We start from the raw sequence: 16,047 nt of genomic DNA on the forward strand, positions 1-16,047 counted from the left end.
GGAACGCATTGTTCATGCAGCGACCGGCTCGTCGTTACTCTTTCTTTGTCAACAGCCTAAGATGATTATGTGAGCATTGCATCTATTGAACTAGGCACCAAGGGCCGGCGCGTCTACATCGGAAAGCTCGCTGGCACCAGTGTTTTCGACCCTTTGGGCGACCAAGTCGGCAAGATCCACGATGTCGTTGTCATCTTTCGGCTGAAATCCGAAGCCAACGTCATCGGCTTCGTCGTCGAGGTCGGCCCGCGTAAGCGCGTCTTCCTGCCGCTCACTCGAGTCACCGCGATCGAGGCTGGCTCGGTCATCACGACGGGCCTGCTCAACATTCGTTCGTTCACGCAGCGTCCCATCGAGACGCTCGTGCTCTCCGAGCTCTTCGACCGCGTCGTCACCATGAACGATGGCTCCGGCCAGGTGCGTATCCTCGACGTCGCGATGCGTCAACGCCGTCCCAAGGACTGGGTGATCTCCACGCTGCACGTCCAGCGCGTGCGCACGTCCTCCCTCGGTTTCACGCGCAGCGGCGAGACGCTCACGGTCGACGTGTCCGAGGTCTCCGGCCTGCTCAAGACCGACTCGAACCAGGCGGCGACCGCGCTCGTGCAGTACACGGAGGACATGCGCCCCGCGGACCTGGCAGACTTCATGCACACGCTCCCCCAGGACCGCAAGATGGCAGTCGCCATGCAGCTGACGGATGCACGCCTCGCCGACGTGCTCGAGGAGCTGGGTAACGACGACCGTATCGCGATCGTCTCCGCGCTGGAAGCCGCCCGAGCCGCCGACGTTCTGGACGTCATGCAGCCCGACGACGCGGCCGACCTCGTCGCCGAGCTGCCCGCCGAGAAGGCTCAGTCCCTGCTGGCCCTCATGGAGCCCGAAGAGGCCGAGGACGTGCGTCGACTCATGACCTACGACGAGTCGACCGCCGGTTCGCTCATGACCACCGAGCCCGTCATTTTCGGCCCCAACGCGACCGTCGCCCAGATGCTCGCTGCCGTACGACGCGAGGACATCCCGGCCTCGATCGCGACCGTCGCCTTCATCGCGCGCCCGCCCCAGGAGACCCCGACCGGCCAGTACCTGGGTATGGTGCACATCCAGCGCGCGCTGCGCGAGCCCCCGCAGACGCTGCTCGGCACGATCCTGGACCGCGACATCGAGTCCGTGGACCCCAACGCGCACATCGCGACCGTGACGCGTCTGCTGGCGACCTACAACCTGACGGTCCTGCCTGTCGTCGACGAGGACGGGCACTTACACGGCGCCGTCTCGGTCGACGACGTCCTCGACGAGCTGTTGCCCGAGGACTGGCGAGACTTCGACGACGACGTGACCGACCGCATGATGGCAAGGAGCATCGATGGCTGATCGTCTGGACAACCCGATTGACAAGCGTCAGTGGTTCTTCCGCCGCTCGTCGGGCGGCGGCGACGGCTTCGGCCGCTTCGCCGAGGCCACCGCCCGTTTCATGGGCTCACCCCGCTTCGTCCTCTACATGACGATCTTCGTCATCGCGTGGATCGGCGCGAACCTGATGCTCGCCGGCATCAGCGAGGAAGCCGCCTGGGACCCCTACCCCTTCATCCTCCTGAACCTCGCGTTCTCGACCCAGGCCTCGTACTCGGCCCCGCTGATTATGCTCGCGCAGAACCGCCAGGACGCCCGCGACCGCGTCGTGGCCGAGCAGGACCGTATTCGCGCGGAGCGTAACCTCGCCGACACCGAGTACCTCGCGCGCGAGATCGCAGGCCTGCGCCTGGCCCTCCAGGACGTCGCCACGCGCGACTTCGTGCGCTCTGAACTGCGCGACATGCTGGAGGACCTGCGTGCGGAGATCGCCGCGGACGCGGCCAACGCCTCGGCGCATGAGGACGAGGCGGAGGTCGATCACACCTCCGCCGAAGCCCTTCGTCCCCTAGAAGATGGGAACACCGGCCAGTAGAGTGGAGTCCATGCCAGTCACGCTTGATTCCGTCATGGCGGCTCTCGGTGAGGTCATCGACCCCGAGATCCGCCGCCCCATCACCGACCTGAACATGGTGACCCCCGACCTGGTCACCATCGACGGCTCGTCCGTCGCGATCAAGGTCCTGCTCACCACCGCTGGATGCCCTCTGCGTACCCAGATCACGAAGGATGTCACCGAGCGCGTCGGCGCCATCGACGGCGTCGAGAATGTCTCCGTCGAGATGGGCGTCATGGATGATGCTCAGAAGAAGGCTCTGCGCGAGAAGCTCAACGGTGGTCGCCCCGAGCGCGAGATTCCTTTCTCCCGTCCCGACTCCCTCACGCGCGTCATCGCCGTGACCTCCGGTAAGGGCGGCGTCGGCAAGTCCTCCATGACCGCGAACCTGGCCGCCGCGCTCGCCGCGCAGGGCCTCAAGGTCGGCGTCATGGACGCGGACATCTACGGCTTCTCGATTCCCCGTATGCTCGGCGTGGACCACGACCCGCAGGTCATCGACGGCATGATGATTCCTCCCGTGGGAGCGGGCGGCGTCAAGGTTATTTCGATCGGCATGTTCGTGCCCGACGGCCAGGCGGTCATCTGGCGCGGCCCCATGCTGCATCGCGCCCTTCAGCAGTTCCTCGCGGACGTGTTCTGGGGTGACCTGGACGTCCTGCTCATCGATATGCCTCCGGGCACGGGCGACGTCGCGATTTCGATCGCGCAGCTGCTCCCGAACTCGGAGATCCTCGTCGTGACGACCCCGCAGGTCGCGGCCGCTGAGGTCGCCGAGCGCGCCGGTTCAATCGCCGCCCAGACGAACCAGAAGGTCATCGGCGTCGTCGAAAACATGTCCTTCCTGCCTCAGCCCGACGGCTCGCGTCTGGAGATCTTCGGCGCGGGCGGCGGCGAGTCCGTCTCGCAGCGCCTGACCGCCCAGCTCGGCTACTCCGTGCCGCTGCTGGCCCAGGTTCCGCTCGACATCGCACTGCGCGAGGGCGGCGACCGCGGCGAGCCGGTGTCCGTCGCCTCGGGTCCCGCTGCCGAGGAGCTGACGGCCCTCGCCAAGCAGCTCTCCTCGGCGCATCGCGGACTGGCGGGCCGCCCCCTGGGCGTCTCCCCCATCCAGCACTGAGCCCGCGTGCTCTTCCCCGGCCTCGTCCACCTTGGACGAGGCCGGGGTTTTGTCTGCTCGTCACGCGCTGTTTTCGCTGGGAATCGGAGTGCCACCGCGCCCTGGCGTCACGCCGCCTGTACGCTGATGCGTGGGGAGGGCGCAGCGCGTGCGCGCCTCTCGCCGAGGCGACCAATACGACGTGAGGATCAAGGCGATGGCGGACAAGGCCCAGACGTGGGTGTACACCGAGGACTATGTTGCGGAGAGCGACGCGCTGACCGCCGCACGTGCCGTCGCCACGGAAATGGGTGCCACTCCTGTCTCCCCGGGGACGGGTGCCGCCCTGCGCATGCTCGCCGCCGTGTCGGGTGCTCGTGCTGTCCTCGAGATCGGTACCGGTGCTGGTGTTTCAGGGCTGTGGATTCTCGATGGTATGGCCTCCGATGGCGTCCTGACGACGATTGATTCCGAGTCCGAGCTCCTGGGGCATGCACGTCGCAACTTCGCCGCAGCGGGTCTGTCCTCCCACCGCACGCGCCTGATCGCCGGGCGTGCCCTCGATGTTCTGCCGCGCATGGCCGCCCGCGGCTACGACATGGTCGTCCTCGATGGCGATCTGGAGGAGACCCCGCAGTACCTCGACCACGCCGTTCGTATCCTGCGCCCCGGTGGCACGATCGCCTTCGTGCACGCACTGTGGCACGATCAGGTTGCTGATCCGGCTCGTCGCGACGCGCACACCGTTGTCGCGCGCGAGGTCGTCAACTACCTGCGCGATTCCGAGGAGTTCGTGCCCGCGCTACTGCCCGTCGGCGACGGCCTGGCGGTCGCGGTCAAGCGCTGAGCCCCCAGACAACAAGGAAGCGGTGGGACAGGAGAACCTGTCCCACCGCTTCTATGTATTGGATCAGATGGCTGCGCCGAGCGCTCTGGCGAGTTCCGCGGCTTCGTCCGGAGTCATCTCGATGACGAGACGCCCGCCCCCTTCCGTGGGAATCCGCATGACGATTCCGCGACCTTCAGCACTGACTTCCAGGGGGCCGTCCCCCGTACGAGGCTTCATTGCTGCCATGAGAGTACTCCTTCTCAGAGTTATGCCCGCGCCTCCACAGGCGGGGTAACATGCCCATTTTACCGGAAAAGCGCCATTTTTCCTTAACAGCTCGCAAAGAGAAATCAAAAGAAAATAGGCCATCCGATCAATTAGGCCGATTATCGCAGCATTAAGCGCAATTCTCGAACCCTCAGAAAGAGGAACTAACTACTAGGCACCCGTCGCGAGACGAACCGCTTCCTCCGGATCATCAACGACGCGCAGCAGGTCCACATCGCCCGGAGAGATCATTCCGGCCTCGACCATCGAGGAACGGATCCACTCCACCAGACCCGACCAGTACGCGGTGCCCACGAGAACTAACGGGAACGAACGAATCTTCCCCGTCTGCACCAGCGTCGCGGACTCGAAGAGCTCATCCATCGTGCCGAAGCCGCCGGGCATCACAATGAAACCCTGGGAGTACTTCACGAACATCGTCTTACGTGCGAAGAAGTAACGGAAGTTAACACCCAGGTTCACCCACTGATTCATCCCCTGCTCGTGGGGAAGCTCGATACCCAGCCCCACGGACGTGCCACCGGCCTCCCAGGCGCCCCGGTTCGCGGCCTCCATCATGCCGGGACCACCGCCGGTGACGACCGCGTAGCCACGCTCGACGAGCAGGTGGCCGATCCGCTGAGCGCACTCGTAGAGGGGCTCCTCGGGACGCGTCCGTGCGGACCCGAAGACGGAGATGGCGGGACCGACCTCGGCCAGCGCCTCGAAGCCCTCCACGAACTCGGACTGGATGCGCAGGACGCGCCACGGGTCCTCGTGCTTCCAGTCGGCGCTCTGCTCGGACTGAAGCAGGGACGCGTCTGCCGTCAGGCGCGGAATCTGGTCCCCGCGTAGGACGACGGATCCGCGGCGATAGGTGTGCGTCGGCTTGGTCATTCATGCCTCCTCGTGTGTGTCGGCGCCATCGCCGATCGATGCGAGCACGAACGCGCGCAGCGTGTCGTGCACTCTGACAATATCCGATACGGGCGCGTGTTCGTCGCGTGTGTGCGCCAGCAGCGGATCACCGGGGCCAAAGTTCATGGCGGGCACACCGACCTCACTGAAGCGCGCGACATCGGTCCACCCGACCTTCGCGCTGAGCTGGAGCTCGCTGCCCTGCGCGCGGGCTACGGAGCGCGCGACGGACAGGAACCGCTGGGCCAGGGGTGAGTCCGCGCCGGGCCTGGCACCCTCACACAGGTCGTCGACCTCGATCGTGGCTCCCGTCCCCTCGAAGAGCCCACGCACCCACTCCAGGGCATCCTCGGCGCGCGTGGACGGGGCGAAACGGTAGTTGACGGTCATCGATGCGGCCTCTGGAATCACATTGTTGGCGATGCCACCCTCGACGCGCACGACCGACAGGGATTCACGGAATTGCAGTCCGTCGACCGTGACGACGGGGTTTCCGTACGCGGCGATGCGCTCAATGACGGGAGCCATCGCGTGAATCGCGTTGACGCCCATCCACGCGCGCGCCGAGTGAGCCGCACGGCCCGGGAAGTGTGCGATGACGCGCAGCGTGCCATTGCAGCCGCCTTCCACGTGAGCGGCGGTGGGCTCGCCCAGCAGCGCCAGGTCGCCCGCTAGCCACTCGGGATGGTTGCGCTGGACGCGCCCGAGGCCGTTCAGATGTGAGGCGACCTCCTCGTGGTCGTAGAAGATCCACGTGACGTCGGCATTCAGCGTGGCTTCGTTGCCCTCGCGGATGGCCGCCCCGGCCTCGCAGGCGAGTGCGAGCGCCGCCGCGCACCCGCCGAGCATGTCGACCGACCCGCGCCCCCACAGGACCGTGACCCCGTCGCGCTCCTCGAGGCGGCCAGGGACGTTATCCGCGATCGGAACGGTGTCGAGGTGGCCGGCGAGGACCACGCGCTGGGTGAGGCCGAGCCGGGTCCGCGCGCACACGGCATCCCCGTCGCGCAGGATCTCCAGGGCAGGGACCGACCCGAATCCGGCGCCTCGCAGGGCTTCTTCGACGGCGTTCGCCAGGGGGCCCTCATCTCCCGACACCGAGGGAATGTCGACCATCTGGCGCGTGAGCTCGACCGGGTCCGTCAGGTTCGTCAGCTGCATGATTCCTCCTTCATGGATGCCTCCAGGATACCGGCGTGCTCCCCCACCTGCGTCTTCCCGCCGTCGCATCAGGGCACGCCCACGCCTCGTTCCTGATACCGGTTTTTACGCGAGGCACCCACAGTGTTACCCTCAGCACATGACACGCTGTGCTAGCCCGTCGCTGTTTGCGGGTATCGCTTCTTTCCTGTCCGCGCGCACCGGCGGCCGTTTCCGCCTCATCATTGGCTTCGAGGCCCCCGAGGATCAGGACAGCGCGCGCGACGGCGCGGCGATCATCGAAGCAGCCGGCGGACACGCCCTCCTCATGCCGCGCGCGCTCCCCGCTCCCCTCACGGCGTTTTCGGTGCGCATGGTCATGGCGGACGGCGCCGTGTACGTACGCGCGTCGGGCGAGGCGCTCATCTACCTGGGTGGGCGCGCGATCGACCGCTCGCGCGAGGGCGCGCTGGCCCCCGACGCTGAGCTCGCTCTCATTGACGAGGCCGTGGCCGCGTTCGGGGATGAGCCGTCCCTCCCGCGTGCCGAGGAGGGCTGGGAGTCCGTGGGAGATGGAATGATCGGCGCTTACGTCGACCGCTGCGCATCGCGTATCGCATCTGTGGAGGCGTCCGGCACGCGTCCGGCATCCGTGTCGGTCTCCGAGGCCTCGGGCCTGCTGGTGACTCTCCTGGAGCGCCTGGGCGTTCCGGTCGTCGAGGAGGGCGCCACCCTGTCTCTCGCCATCTCCGCAGATGGACGCACCCTCACGACGTCCCGACCTGAACAGGATGTCCGCACAGCGCTGGCCGATGCTCTCACCACCTCGCCCGCCGTCCCACACGGTCCGGGCCTGTACTGCGTGGACCCAGCCTTCGTCCTCGACGCGGACGGTTTGAGCGCGGGGGCGGCACTGGCCGCGCTGGGGACGAGGTAGTTCTCTTCGAACAGCGCCACGCGAAGACGCAGATGAGCATGGCTGATCGTAGCCTGCTCATATGAGTGAGAACACCCCTGCGACCGAGAGCGCGCGGCGCTTCGACCTGCTCCCCGCATCTGCCATTCCCCTACAATCATCCGGTAGACAAAGTGGCGGAAGGTGGAACATGGCTCTGACATCGATTGAGATCTGTGCCGGTGCAGGTGGTCAGGCCCTCGGCCTCGAACAGGCAGGTTTCGAGCACCTCGCTGTCGTCGAAATCGATCATCACGCCTGTCAGACCCTTCGCGAAAACCGGCCCGACTGGAATGTCATCGAGGGGGACGTCGTCCCCTGGATCAAGGAACACGCACACGAATACCGCGGTGTTGATCTGGTTGCGGGAGGCGTCCCTTGCCCGCCCTTTTCTTATGCCGGAAAGCAACTCGGGGCTGACGATGAACGCGATCTTTTCCCCGCGATGATTGAGCTCGTCAGCGTGGTTCGACCGCGCGCGATCATGATCGAAAACGTGCGCGGCCTCCTCGATCCGAAGTTTGCGGCCTACCGCACCAGCGTCGAGGAACACTTGGCGCAGATCGGATACTCCCTTCAGTGGAAGCTTCTGCAGGCCTCCGATTTCGGTGTTCCCCAGCTTCGCCCTCGTGTCATCGCGGTTGGTTTCCGCAATGATATTGCCGTTTCTTTTGAATACCCGTCACCTTCACCGCACCCTGCCCCCACGGTGGGAGAGACCCTCGTCGATCTCATGGCTGAGCGCGGGTGGAAGGGCGCCGAGGCCTGGGCTGCTCGGGCGAACCGTATTGCGCCCACGCTCGTCGGCGGTTCCAAGAAGCATGGAGGCCCGGATCTGGGACCAACCCGCGCCCGCCGCGCATGGGCTGACCTTGGTGTGAATGGATCGACCATTGCGCCACAGGCTCCCGATCCTGACTTTTCTGGCGATCCTCGCCTGACTGTCCGCATGGCTGCTCGCATCCAGGGTTTCCCTGATGATTGGGCGATTACCGGAGCGAAGACGCATGCGTATCGTCAGGTTGGGAATGCTTTCCCGCCTCCGGTCGCACGGGCTGTCGGCCTGCAGATCGCGTCGGTGTTGGCGCGCGCAGATAAGAGCAGCGAGGCCGTCGCATGAATCTGAATCTCTCGCATGCGCGGGCGTTATTCCACCGCGAGCTCATCGAGACGAACACCCTGTCCATCGATGCCTCCGGTGTCGCGAGCAATGCTGACAAGTCGCAGCAATTGTCGTGTGAACTTGCGCTGTCTATTGCTCGGTCATTAGGCGCATCACGAGGCATTGGGAAGTTGAAGGCACAGAGTTCGGGTCGTCTCTTCGAATGCGCGGTGACCTCATTCCTCACACGCACATTCCCTCTCCTCACCCCTCTACGCCCCGGTGACTGGGACGTTCAAAACGTTGGCAGTACGCGCAGGGGCCACTTTCTCTCCCAGTTTGAGCCTTATCGCCACCTCGACGAATTAGCCGAGGCCATCACAGCGAAGCCCGCTCTCGCAGCCGTCCTCGGCAATTCCTACGACATTTCTCCGGACGTCCTGGTCGTACGTCAGCCAATCAGTGCGCAGGAGCTGGGTGATTCTGGAATCGTCGTTGACGGGGTTGCGTCATATTCCCCGTTGCTGGCCCGTAACCAGTCCTCTCCGATCATTCACGCGGTTGTGTCGTGCAAGTGGACACTGCGTTCGGACCGTGCTCAGAATGCCCGTTCGGAAGCCCTGAATCTGATCAGAAACAGGAAGGGGCGTACGCCGCATATCGTGGTTGTGACCGGCGAGCCGACACCCTCGAGGCTTTCTTCACTCGCGCTGGGAACCGGCGACATCGACACCGTCTACCACTTTGCCCTCCCTGAACTCATCGAAGCAACACAGGCTTCGGGAAACGACGAGGCGATGCGCACTCTCGACACGCTGATCAACGGGCAGCGCCTGCGCGATATCGCGGATCTTCCGCTCGACCTGGCTATCTAGATCCCTTCTGACGCACGTATTGAGTGTGCCCCGGGGACGCGTCCCCGGGGCACAACGATCTCTTCGCTCAACTCACACGTCGAAAGGCGTGGAGATGACCATGCCGCCCGTCTCGATCTGTCCGGCCATGTCGGACAGGCCCAGCTTCAGATCGGAGGAGAGCATCGGTGTGTAGGCGCCGAAGCCGGTGAGGAGGACGCCGCCGGAGGCCAATGACACCGGGACGACAGCCGCCTTCTCACCTGCGCTGGCCTGGGCAATGAGAGTGTCCATCGCGGTCTTGTAATCGACAACGACGCCCGTCAGCACGGGGGCGCCGATGGCGGAGCGGACCTCGTCGGAGATCTGGATGTAGCTGAACGCGTCCGCGAAGGACTGCGTGTCCGCCTGCTGCGTCACCGGCGCGCCGGACTGACCGGACATCGGCGCGGTCTCGGCCGACTGGGCCTCGTCGCGGGTCAGGCCCTTGAGATCGGCCTTCGTCAGGCCTGACCACACGAGGCGAACCATCGGGTTCGCTGCCTCGGTGACAGCTCGCGCGGCACCCTCGTTCGCATCGCCGGCGAAGGGCACGATGATGTCTGCCCCCCGGGCGATGAAGTCGGCGGCCGCGCCGCGCACCTCGTCGGCGCTGCCCGCGTAGGTGCCGTCGCTCGTCGCCGGGTTCCAGCCGAGGACACTGATCGACGTTCCGTTGGCGAGGTTGTATGCGTCCACGCCCTGGGAGAATGCGGACATCTGCGAGCTCGTTACGTTGTCGCGCGCGCCACCGATGACTGCAAGCGTGCCCGTGGTCGTCATGCCCGCGGAGGCGTAGCCGGCCAGGTAGGCGGCCTGCGAGGCGTCCACGTCGACGATGGACCCGTTCTTCAGGGAGGTTGCGGCTCCCTTGCTATCGACGAAGGAAGCGCCCACGAGGGCGAAGCGCACCTTCGGATTCGCGCGTGCAGCCTCGGAGATCGACGATGCCATCGTCGAATCCGCGCCCACGATCAACGTGCAGCCGGAGGTCACCAGCGAGGCGGGTGCCTCCGCACCACTAGCAGCCTCGAAAGCGACCGATGCGTCGTTCGCGGCACCGGCGAGGGCCGTCGCGACGGGGTCCGTGGCGGCGTCGCCGTGGGCTCCGGAGATGGCGGCGCAGACCTTCGCGGAGGCCGCGGGGGTGGCGGTGGGCGCGGTCGAGCAAGCTCCGAGGGCCAAGGAGGCCGCGGTCGCGGTGGTTGCGAGTGCGGCGATGGTCCGCTTGTTCACGTGTGATGCCTTTCGTCGGGGCTTCTTGCTGCCCAACACGCTACCAGCCCGACGCCCACGCGCGACGGGCGGGGCGGCGCACCTCACCCGAGAGCGAACGCGGCGCGACGAGGCCACCCCTCGCGGGAGCTGAGCCGGGGTATGCGTGAGTCAGCGCAGAAACGACGCGTCAGAGCACGTCGGAGCGTCCCTGTTCGGCGAGCTGGTCGACGACCGCCTTCACCGACTGGGCGTGGTCGCGGCGCGTGACGAGGATAGCGTCCGGCGTGAGCGCGACCGCCACGTCGGGCACACCGACGAGCGCCACGAGCGGCCCCTCGCTGTCGTCTCCCAACGAAGCGAAGACGGCTGCGCCGTCGGAGTCGACGCGCAGCGCCTCGCCCAGGTTGCCCGCCTCCGCGACGATGCCGGTCAGGGCCTCGAAATCACCCAGGTCCGTCCAGCCCAGCTGCGCGTCGGCGGGAACGACGGCCACTCCCCCGTCGGCGGCGACGGGTTCAGCGATGGCATGGTCGATCGCGATCTTCGTCAGATGTGGCCAGTTCTCCGTCAGCGTCTCCTCGAACGCGGGGGTGCCCCACGCGCGCGCAATCGTCTCCAGGCGCGCGTGCATGTCGGGCAGCAGGCGGGCCAGATGGGAGGCGAGCACGCCCGCCGACACGATGAACATGCCCGCGTTCCACAGGTAGCCCGCGGCCACGTAGCGGGCGGCGGTATCTGCGTCTGGCTTCTCCACAAACTCGGCGACCCGGCGGGCGCCGCGCTCAGCGTCGGCAGCCCCGGCCTCGTCGCCGTCGTTCAGCGCAGGGCCGGGCGCGATGTACCCGTAGGCGGTCGAGGCCTCGGTGGGCGTCAGGCCGATCGTCACGACGTAGCCGTCGCGGGCGGCACCAATCGCCGTCTCGACGGCGCTGCGCAGCAGCTCGGGGCGGGCGATCAGATGATCGGCTGCGAAGGAGCCGACAATCGCGTCATCCCCGAAGCGTTCGCGCACGACGTAGGCAGCCAGGCCGATCGCGGCCATAGAATCGCGGCCCGACGGCTCGATGAGGAGCGTGCGATTATCCGACGAGGCAAACTCGGGAAGCTGCGCGAGCACGCCGTCACGGTGCGCCTGGCCGGTCACGATACTCACCGACGAGGCCAGCTCCTCCAAGCGGTCCACCGTGCCCTGCAGGAGCGTGCGTCCCGTGCCCGCCAGATCGAGGAGGAACTTGGGACGACGGCGCCGCGACAGCGGCCACAGACGGGTGCCGGCTCCGCCGGCGGGAATAATCACGTGGAGGTCACTCATGCCCCCAGTATCGCAGATACGACGAGGGGGCGAGGCCCCAGCACCGCCCCCTCGTGGAAAGCGTGTGCTACGCGAGTGTCACTCGGCGTCGGCCTCGGCGGCGGCCTCAGCCTCGCCCTCAGCGGCTTCCTCGGGCTCCTCGGGGGCGGCTTCCTGAACGGCGACGATAACCGTCTCGGCATCGAGCTCGACCTCAACGCCGGCGGGCAGCTTCAGGTCGGAGACGTGGACGGCGGAGCCGGCCTCGAGACCCTCGATGGAAACCTCGAGGTTCTCGGGGATGGAGGTGGCGGGGGCCTTCACCAGAATGGTGAACTCCTCGAGCGAGTGGACGGTGCCGGGGGTGGGCTCGCCAACGACGACGACGGGGACCTCAACGTCGACCTTCTCGCCGGCCTTGACGGCCAGGAAGTCGGCGTGCAGGATGTCGCGGCGCACGGGGTGAACCTGAACGTCCTTGACGAGGGCCAGCTGGGTCTTGCCATCGATCTTCAGCTCAACGAGGGCGTTCTTGGAGCCGCGGACGATGAGGAAGAGGTCGTGGCCGGGAACGTCCAGGTGACGGGGCTCGGCGCCGTGGCCGTAGAGGACCGTGGGGACCTTGCCAGCGCGGCGGGCGCGGCGGGCAGCACCCTTACCAAACTCGGAACGCTCTTCGGCAAGCAGGACGGGGTTGTCGCTCATGTGTCTTTCCTTCGTTTCTCAGGTCCGGCGTCGGTGTCGGCAGAGTGAAGGAAACGCGAGGCATTTCAATTCAGGCCCTGTCGATAACGGCGGATACGGATCCGCCCTCGCCGGAGCAACCCCAATAGGTTACCTCACGACGAGGGCGGATGTGAAGCGGGAGCCGCTCAGTTAAAGAGCGATGTGACCGAACCGTCTTCGAAGACCTCACGGATCGCGCGAGCCAGGAGCGGCGCGATGGAGAGGACGGTGAGCTGATCGAAGCGCTTCTCAGCGGGGATCGGCAGGGTGTCGGTGACGACAACCTCGGCGGCGCCGGACTCGGACAGGCGACGGGCCGCCGGGTCAGAGAGGATACCGTGCGTGGCCACGACGATGACCTTCTTCGCGCCGGCGTCCATGAGGACCTTGATGGCCTCGGTGATCGTGCCGGCGGTGTCGATCATGTCGTCCACGAGGACGCATTCCTTGCCTGCGACGTCACCAACGACGCGGTTCGCGACGGCGACGTTCGGGCGCGTGGTATCGCGGGTCTTGTGGACGAAAGCCAGGGGCGTGCCACCCAGCTTCTTCGACCACTTCTCGGCGACGCGGATGCGGCCCGCGTCCGGGGAGACAACTGCGGTGTTGGACAGGTCGACGCGGCCGCGCACGTAGTCCACGAGGACCGGCATGGCGAAGAGGTGGTCGACCGGGCCGTCGAAGAAGCCCTGCTCCTGCGACGCGTGCAGGTCGACGCTCATGATGCGGTCGGCGCCGGCAGCGCGGTACAGGTCAGCCATGAGGCGAGCAGAGATGGGCTCGCGGCCCTGGTGCTTCTTGTCCTGACGCGAGTAGGGGTAGAAGGGAGCGACGACGGTGATGCGCTTGGCGGAGGCACGCTTGGCAGCATCGATCATGATGAGCTGCTCCATCACCCACTTGTTGATGTCGCCCGCGATGGACTGCAGGACGAACACGTCGGCGCCACGAACGGACTCGTTGAAGCGCACGTAAATCTCGCCGGAGGCGAAGTCGTAGGCCGTCACCGGCGAGACCCCACATCCGATTTCCTCGCCCACGGCGTGAGCCAGGTCCATGTGAGCTCGTCCAGAAACGAGGACGAGGTTCTTCTCTCCGGTGGTCACCAGTCCGCTCATGCGGTTGTCTCTCCTTGTGTTGGATCAGGCGCGAGGCGCCGCGATCAATGTGCCGATGGTGCTATATGGCGCAACCATCGTATCGGCTGCAACGCAGCCCTGGCCGATCCACGCGGTGGGAACCACACTGCGGTCCCCGATTTCCGCATCAATCAGTGTGGCGCTAGGACCGATTTCACAATCGGACCCAACGACGGTTGTCCCCCGCAGGCAGGTGCCGGGGTAGATGGTGGTGTCCGCGCCGACGCTCACGTCGACGTCGATCCAGGTGGAGGCCGGGTCGACGATCGTCACACCGGCGCGCATGTGCACCTCGCAGATGCGACGGTTTATCTCGGCGCCCAGCTCGGCCAGCTGAACGCGGTCGTTGGCGCCCGCGCTCTGCCAGTGGTCGGTCAGCTCGAGGGCACCCGCGGTGCGTCCGGCCGGGGCGGCTGCCGCGAGGACGTCGGTCAGGTAAACCTCGCCCTGATCGTTGTCGGTGCCCAGCGAGGCCAGGGAGGCGCGCAGGAAATCAGCATCGAAAGCGTAGATGCCCGCGTTGATCTCGTTAATCGCGGCCTGCTCGGGCGTCGCGTCGCGCTGCTCGACGATCGCGGTGACCGTACCCGAGGCATCGCGGATGATGCGGCCGTAGCCGGTGGGGTCCTTGACGCGCGAGGTCAGGACGGTGACGGCGTGGCCAGCGGCCTCGTGGGTGGCGACCAGCTCGGCCAGGGTCTCCGTGGAGAGGAGGGGGACGTCGCCGTAGGTGACGACGATGGTGCCGGAAACGGGCTCGACGGCCTGATCGAGAGCCTCCAGGCCACACTGGACGGCGCGGCCGGTGCCGGGAATCTCGTCCTGGTCCGCGATGATGGCGCTGGGCAGGACGCGCTCGATTTCGGCGGCGACGACCTCGCGCTGATGACGGACGACGGCGACCAGATGCTGGGGGTCGAGGCCGTGGGCGGCGCGCAGGGCGTGTCCGATCATGGACAGGCCAGACAGGGGGTGAACGACCTTCGGGAGAGCGGATTTCATGCGCGTTCCCTGACCTGCGGCCAGGACGATGACGGCGGCGGGGCGAGACATGTTCCTCCTCGGGGTCTGCGGTCCCATCGGGACCGATCGCTCCGCCCCTAGGATTCGAACCTAGACTAAAGGCACCAAAAACCTCTGTGCTGCCGTTACACCAAGGCGGAATGCGTCCACTGTGATGATACCTGCACCCCGCGTGCGCTTTCAAACGCGGCCTGGCGCCCGCGGCGTGGTCTGCACGTGGCCCAGCCCAGGCCTCGTGTGATACTGGGGTCATGGCTGAGAAGAGGACACGAATGAGCGGCTTCGCACGCCGCGAGCAGCTGGTGGCCGTGGGGCGCTCTCTGTTTGCCGAAAAGGGCTTCGGCGCGACCAGCGTCGAGGAGATCGCGGCCCGTGCGAAGGTCTCCAAGCCCGTCGTCTACGAGCACTTCGGAGGCAAGGAGGGCCTGTACGCGGTCATCGTCGACCGCGAGGTGCAGGCACTCATCTCCTCCCTGCAAACGTCCCTGGAGTCCTCGCAGCGCCCGCGCCTCATCCTGGAGAACGCGACCCTGGGACTGCTCGACTACATCGAGCGCAACACGGACGGCTTCCGCGTCCTCGTGCGCGACGCCCCCTCGGACCGCACGGCGGGTTCTTTCTCCTCCGTCATGGGCGACGTGGCGACCAGCGTCGAGCACATCATCGCCGAGCAGTTCAAGCGCTCGGACTTCGATGCGACCTGGTCACCCCTCTACGCCCAGATGCTCGTCGGGCTTATCGCGCAGGTCGGCCAGTGGTGGCTCGATGACCGGCGCATGAAGAAGGACGAGGTCGCCGCCCACGTCGTCAATCTCATTTGGAACGGCCAGCGCGGCCTGCGCCCCCACCCCACGCTGCGGGTGCGATCGAGCGACGGACGCTGACTTGTTCTTTCTCCCCATACGACGAGGCCGTGGCGGGTCATCCCTGCCACGGCCTCGTCCGTGAGTGAGACTCAGCGCGCCTCGAAGGAGAGGCAGTCAGCGGTGCCCGCACCGACCGAGATGGCGGCGGCGGTGCACTCGAGCGCGGAGTTGTGGACGCAGTCGGCCTTCTGGCAGGCGCCAACGAAGGTCTCGGACTTGCCAAGGCCGCCCTTGACGGTCAGCGGGATGAAGGTCGTGCAGGAGGTCGAGTAACCGACGGTGATAGCGGCGGCTCCGCAGTTCTTCTCCTTGTTGTAGGAGCAGGAGGTGACGGAGCAGTCGAGGATGCGGGGCATATCTGCCATGAGAGTGTCCTTTTCAACGTGGCCCCGTGGGGCCTGAATGTAGCCGGTCGCGACCAGGTTGGCCGCGCTGTTGACACCAGTGATACGCCTTTTCGCAACACTTCCCAAACGTAGCGAGTTTTCGTTGCAATTCCAACGATGCTCCCAGGGTATGACGGGGTTATTTTCGCATTCACACCATCACTAATTACGCAAATAAATGCGGCATTTCTTTTGCGTAATTCGGGTAGGTGAGCCTGCGCTGTAC

General features: G+C 66.1%; 17 protein-coding genes and 1 tRNA gene. 8 read left to right on the forward strand and 10 right to left on the reverse strand.

Annotated elements, in window-relative coordinates:
* The first annotated feature begins 69 nt into the window (after positions 1-69).
* From HMPREF1478_RS07270 to HMPREF1478_RS07285, 4 genes are all read left to right on the forward strand, one after another.
* Positions 70-1,374, forward strand: coding sequence for a magnesium transporter MgtE N-terminal domain-containing protein (locus HMPREF1478_RS07270; protein ID WP_016461438.1), 1,305 nt, complete (start codon positions 70-72; stop codon positions 1,372-1,374).
* Positions 1,367-1,948, forward strand: coding sequence for a DUF1003 domain-containing protein (locus HMPREF1478_RS07275; RefSeq protein ID WP_016461439.1), 582 nt, complete (start codon positions 1,367-1,369; stop codon positions 1,946-1,948). Before HMPREF1478_RS07270 ends, HMPREF1478_RS07275 begins: the two co-directional genes overlap by 8 nt.
* A gap of 10 nt (positions 1,949-1,958) precedes the next feature.
* On the forward strand, positions 1,959-3,089 hold the full coding sequence (locus HMPREF1478_RS07280) for an Mrp/NBP35 family ATP-binding protein (protein WP_016461440.1): 1,131 nt from the start codon (positions 1,959-1,961) through the stop codon (positions 3,087-3,089).
* A gap of 196 nt (positions 3,090-3,285) precedes the next feature.
* Positions 3,286-3,915, forward strand: a complete 630-nt coding sequence (locus tag HMPREF1478_RS07285; protein WP_034475367.1) for an O-methyltransferase — start codon at positions 3,286-3,288, stop codon at positions 3,913-3,915.
* Positions 3,916-3,978: 63 nt separating this feature from the next.
* Here the strand turns inward: HMPREF1478_RS07285 and HMPREF1478_RS10445 are convergent, their stop codons facing one another.
* The 3 genes from HMPREF1478_RS10445 to dapE all read right to left on the reverse strand — a co-directional run bounded on the left by HMPREF1478_RS10445 (position 3,979) and on the right by dapE (position 6,243).
* Positions 3,979-4,143, reverse strand: a complete 165-nt coding sequence (locus tag HMPREF1478_RS10445) for a DUF3117 domain-containing protein (protein ID WP_016461442.1) — start codon at positions 4,141-4,143, stop codon at positions 3,979-3,981.
* Positions 4,144-4,335: 192 nt separating this feature from the next.
* Positions 4,336-5,061, reverse strand: coding sequence for an LOG family protein (locus HMPREF1478_RS07290; protein WP_016461443.1), 726 nt, complete (start codon positions 5,059-5,061; stop codon positions 4,336-4,338).
* Positions 5,062-6,243 (reverse strand): succinyl-diaminopimelate desuccinylase, encoded by a 1,182-nt coding sequence (gene dapE, locus HMPREF1478_RS07295; protein ID WP_016461444.1) that lies wholly within the window; start codon positions 6,241-6,243, stop codon positions 5,062-5,064. It lies immediately after the preceding gene.
* A gap of 139 nt (positions 6,244-6,382) precedes the next feature.
* Here dapE and HMPREF1478_RS07300 point away from each other — a divergent pair, with 139 nt between their 5' ends.
* The 3 genes from HMPREF1478_RS07300 to HMPREF1478_RS07310 all read left to right on the forward strand — a co-directional run bounded on the left by HMPREF1478_RS07300 (position 6,383) and on the right by HMPREF1478_RS07310 (position 9,154).
* Positions 6,383-7,159, forward strand: a complete 777-nt coding sequence (locus tag HMPREF1478_RS07300) for a hypothetical protein (protein WP_016461445.1) — start codon at positions 6,383-6,385, stop codon at positions 7,157-7,159.
* Positions 7,160-7,328: 169 nt separating this feature from the next.
* The gene (locus HMPREF1478_RS07305) at positions 7,329-8,297 is read left to right on the forward strand and encodes a DNA cytosine methyltransferase (protein ID WP_016461446.1); all 969 of its coding nucleotides are present in this window, start codon (positions 7,329-7,331) and stop codon (positions 8,295-8,297) included.
* Positions 8,294-9,154, forward strand: coding sequence for an NgoMIV family type II restriction endonuclease (locus HMPREF1478_RS07310; protein WP_016461447.1), 861 nt, complete (start codon positions 8,294-8,296; stop codon positions 9,152-9,154). The genes HMPREF1478_RS07305 and HMPREF1478_RS07310 overlap by 4 nt, the downstream gene beginning before the upstream one ends.
* A 72-nt stretch (positions 9,155-9,226) precedes the next feature.
* Here the strand turns inward: HMPREF1478_RS07310 and HMPREF1478_RS07315 are convergent, their stop codons facing one another.
* The 6 genes from HMPREF1478_RS07315 to HMPREF1478_RS07340 form a co-directional block, all read right to left on the reverse strand.
* Positions 9,227-10,408: a BMP family ABC transporter substrate-binding protein gene (locus HMPREF1478_RS07315; protein ID WP_016461448.1), complete on the reverse strand. Its 1,182-nt coding sequence runs from the start codon at positions 10,406-10,408 to the stop codon at positions 9,227-9,229.
* A gap of 169 nt (positions 10,409-10,577) precedes the next feature.
* On the reverse strand, positions 10,578-11,702 hold the full coding sequence (locus tag HMPREF1478_RS07320; RefSeq protein WP_034475372.1) for a mannose-1-phosphate guanylyltransferase: 1,125 nt from the start codon (positions 11,700-11,702) through the stop codon (positions 10,578-10,580).
* A gap of 78 nt (positions 11,703-11,780) precedes the next feature.
* A complete protein-coding gene (locus HMPREF1478_RS07325) occupies positions 11,781-12,386 on the reverse strand; it encodes a 50S ribosomal protein L25/general stress protein Ctc (RefSeq protein WP_016461450.1) in 606 nt (201 codons plus the stop codon).
* Between the two features lie 167 nt (positions 12,387-12,553).
* Positions 12,554-13,525, reverse strand: a complete 972-nt coding sequence (locus HMPREF1478_RS07330) for a ribose-phosphate diphosphokinase (protein WP_016461451.1) — start codon at positions 13,523-13,525, stop codon at positions 12,554-12,556.
* A gap of 24 nt (positions 13,526-13,549) precedes the next feature.
* Positions 13,550-14,599: a bifunctional UDP-N-acetylglucosamine diphosphorylase/glucosamine-1-phosphate N-acetyltransferase GlmU gene (locus tag HMPREF1478_RS07335; RefSeq protein ID WP_016461452.1), complete on the reverse strand. Its 1,050-nt coding sequence runs from the start codon at positions 14,597-14,599 to the stop codon at positions 13,550-13,552.
* 39 nt (positions 14,600-14,638) lie between these two features.
* Positions 14,639-14,709: transfer RNA gene (locus HMPREF1478_RS07340), tRNA-Gln, on the reverse strand.
* 111 nt (positions 14,710-14,820) lie between these two features.
* Between HMPREF1478_RS07340 and HMPREF1478_RS07345 the strand changes: the two genes are divergently transcribed.
* Positions 14,821-15,453 (forward strand): TetR/AcrR family transcriptional regulator, encoded by a 633-nt coding sequence (locus HMPREF1478_RS07345; protein WP_034475376.1) that lies wholly within the window; start codon positions 14,821-14,823, stop codon positions 15,451-15,453.
* A gap of 71 nt (positions 15,454-15,524) precedes the next feature.
* Here the strand turns inward: HMPREF1478_RS07345 and HMPREF1478_RS07350 are convergent, their stop codons facing one another.
* Positions 15,525-15,800, reverse strand: coding sequence for a DUF1540 domain-containing protein (locus HMPREF1478_RS07350; protein ID WP_016461454.1), 276 nt, complete (start codon positions 15,798-15,800; stop codon positions 15,525-15,527).
* Between the last annotated feature and the right edge of the window lie 247 nt (positions 15,801-16,047).

It is taken from the genome of Actinomyces sp. HPA0247, assembly GCA_000411415.1.
Lineage (GTDB): Bacteria > Actinomycetota > Actinomycetes > Actinomycetales > Actinomycetaceae > Pauljensenia.

Bases quoted from the DNA above. Each gene is read 5' to 3' on its own strand.
- HMPREF1478_RS07275 (WP_016461439.1), top strand. From the start codon at position 1,367: ATGGCTGATCGTCTGGACAACCCGATTGACAAGCGTCAGTGGTTCTTC.
- HMPREF1478_RS07280 (WP_016461440.1), top strand. From the start codon at position 1,959: ATGCCAGTCACGCTTGATTCCGTCATGGCGGCTCTCGGTGAGGTCATC.
- HMPREF1478_RS07285 (WP_034475367.1), top strand. From the start codon at position 3,286: ATGGCGGACAAGGCCCAGACGTGGGTGTACACCGAGGACTATGTTGCG.
- HMPREF1478_RS10445 (WP_016461442.1), bottom strand. From the start codon at position 4,143: ATGGCAGCAATGAAGCCTCGTACGGGGGACGGCCCCCTGGAAGTCAGT.
- HMPREF1478_RS07290 (WP_016461443.1), bottom strand. From the start codon at position 5,061: ATGACCAAGCCGACGCACACCTATCGCCGCGGATCCGTCGTCCTACGC.
- dapE (WP_016461444.1), bottom strand. From the start codon at position 6,243: ATGCAGCTGACGAACCTGACGGACCCGGTCGAGCTCACGCGCCAGATG.
- HMPREF1478_RS07300 (WP_016461445.1), top strand. From the start codon at position 6,383: ATGACACGCTGTGCTAGCCCGTCGCTGTTTGCGGGTATCGCTTCTTTC.
- HMPREF1478_RS07305 (WP_016461446.1), top strand. From the start codon at position 7,329: ATGGCTCTGACATCGATTGAGATCTGTGCCGGTGCAGGTGGTCAGGCC.
- HMPREF1478_RS07310 (WP_016461447.1), top strand. From the start codon at position 8,294: ATGAATCTGAATCTCTCGCATGCGCGGGCGTTATTCCACCGCGAGCTC.
- HMPREF1478_RS07320 (WP_034475372.1), bottom strand. From the start codon at position 11,702: ATGAGTGACCTCCACGTGATTATTCCCGCCGGCGGAGCCGGCACCCGT.
- HMPREF1478_RS07325 (WP_016461450.1), bottom strand. From the start codon at position 12,386: ATGAGCGACAACCCCGTCCTGCTTGCCGAAGAGCGTTCCGAGTTTGGT.
- HMPREF1478_RS07330 (WP_016461451.1), bottom strand. From the start codon at position 13,525: ATGAGCGGACTGGTGACCACCGGAGAGAAGAACCTCGTCCTCGTTTCT.
- HMPREF1478_RS07335 (WP_016461452.1), bottom strand. From the start codon at position 14,599: ATGTCTCGCCCCGCCGCCGTCATCGTCCTGGCCGCAGGTCAGGGAACG.
- HMPREF1478_RS07345 (WP_034475376.1), top strand. From the start codon at position 14,821: ATGGCTGAGAAGAGGACACGAATGAGCGGCTTCGCACGCCGCGAGCAG.
- HMPREF1478_RS07350 (WP_016461454.1), bottom strand. From the start codon at position 15,800: ATGGCAGATATGCCCCGCATCCTCGACTGCTCCGTCACCTCCTGCTCC.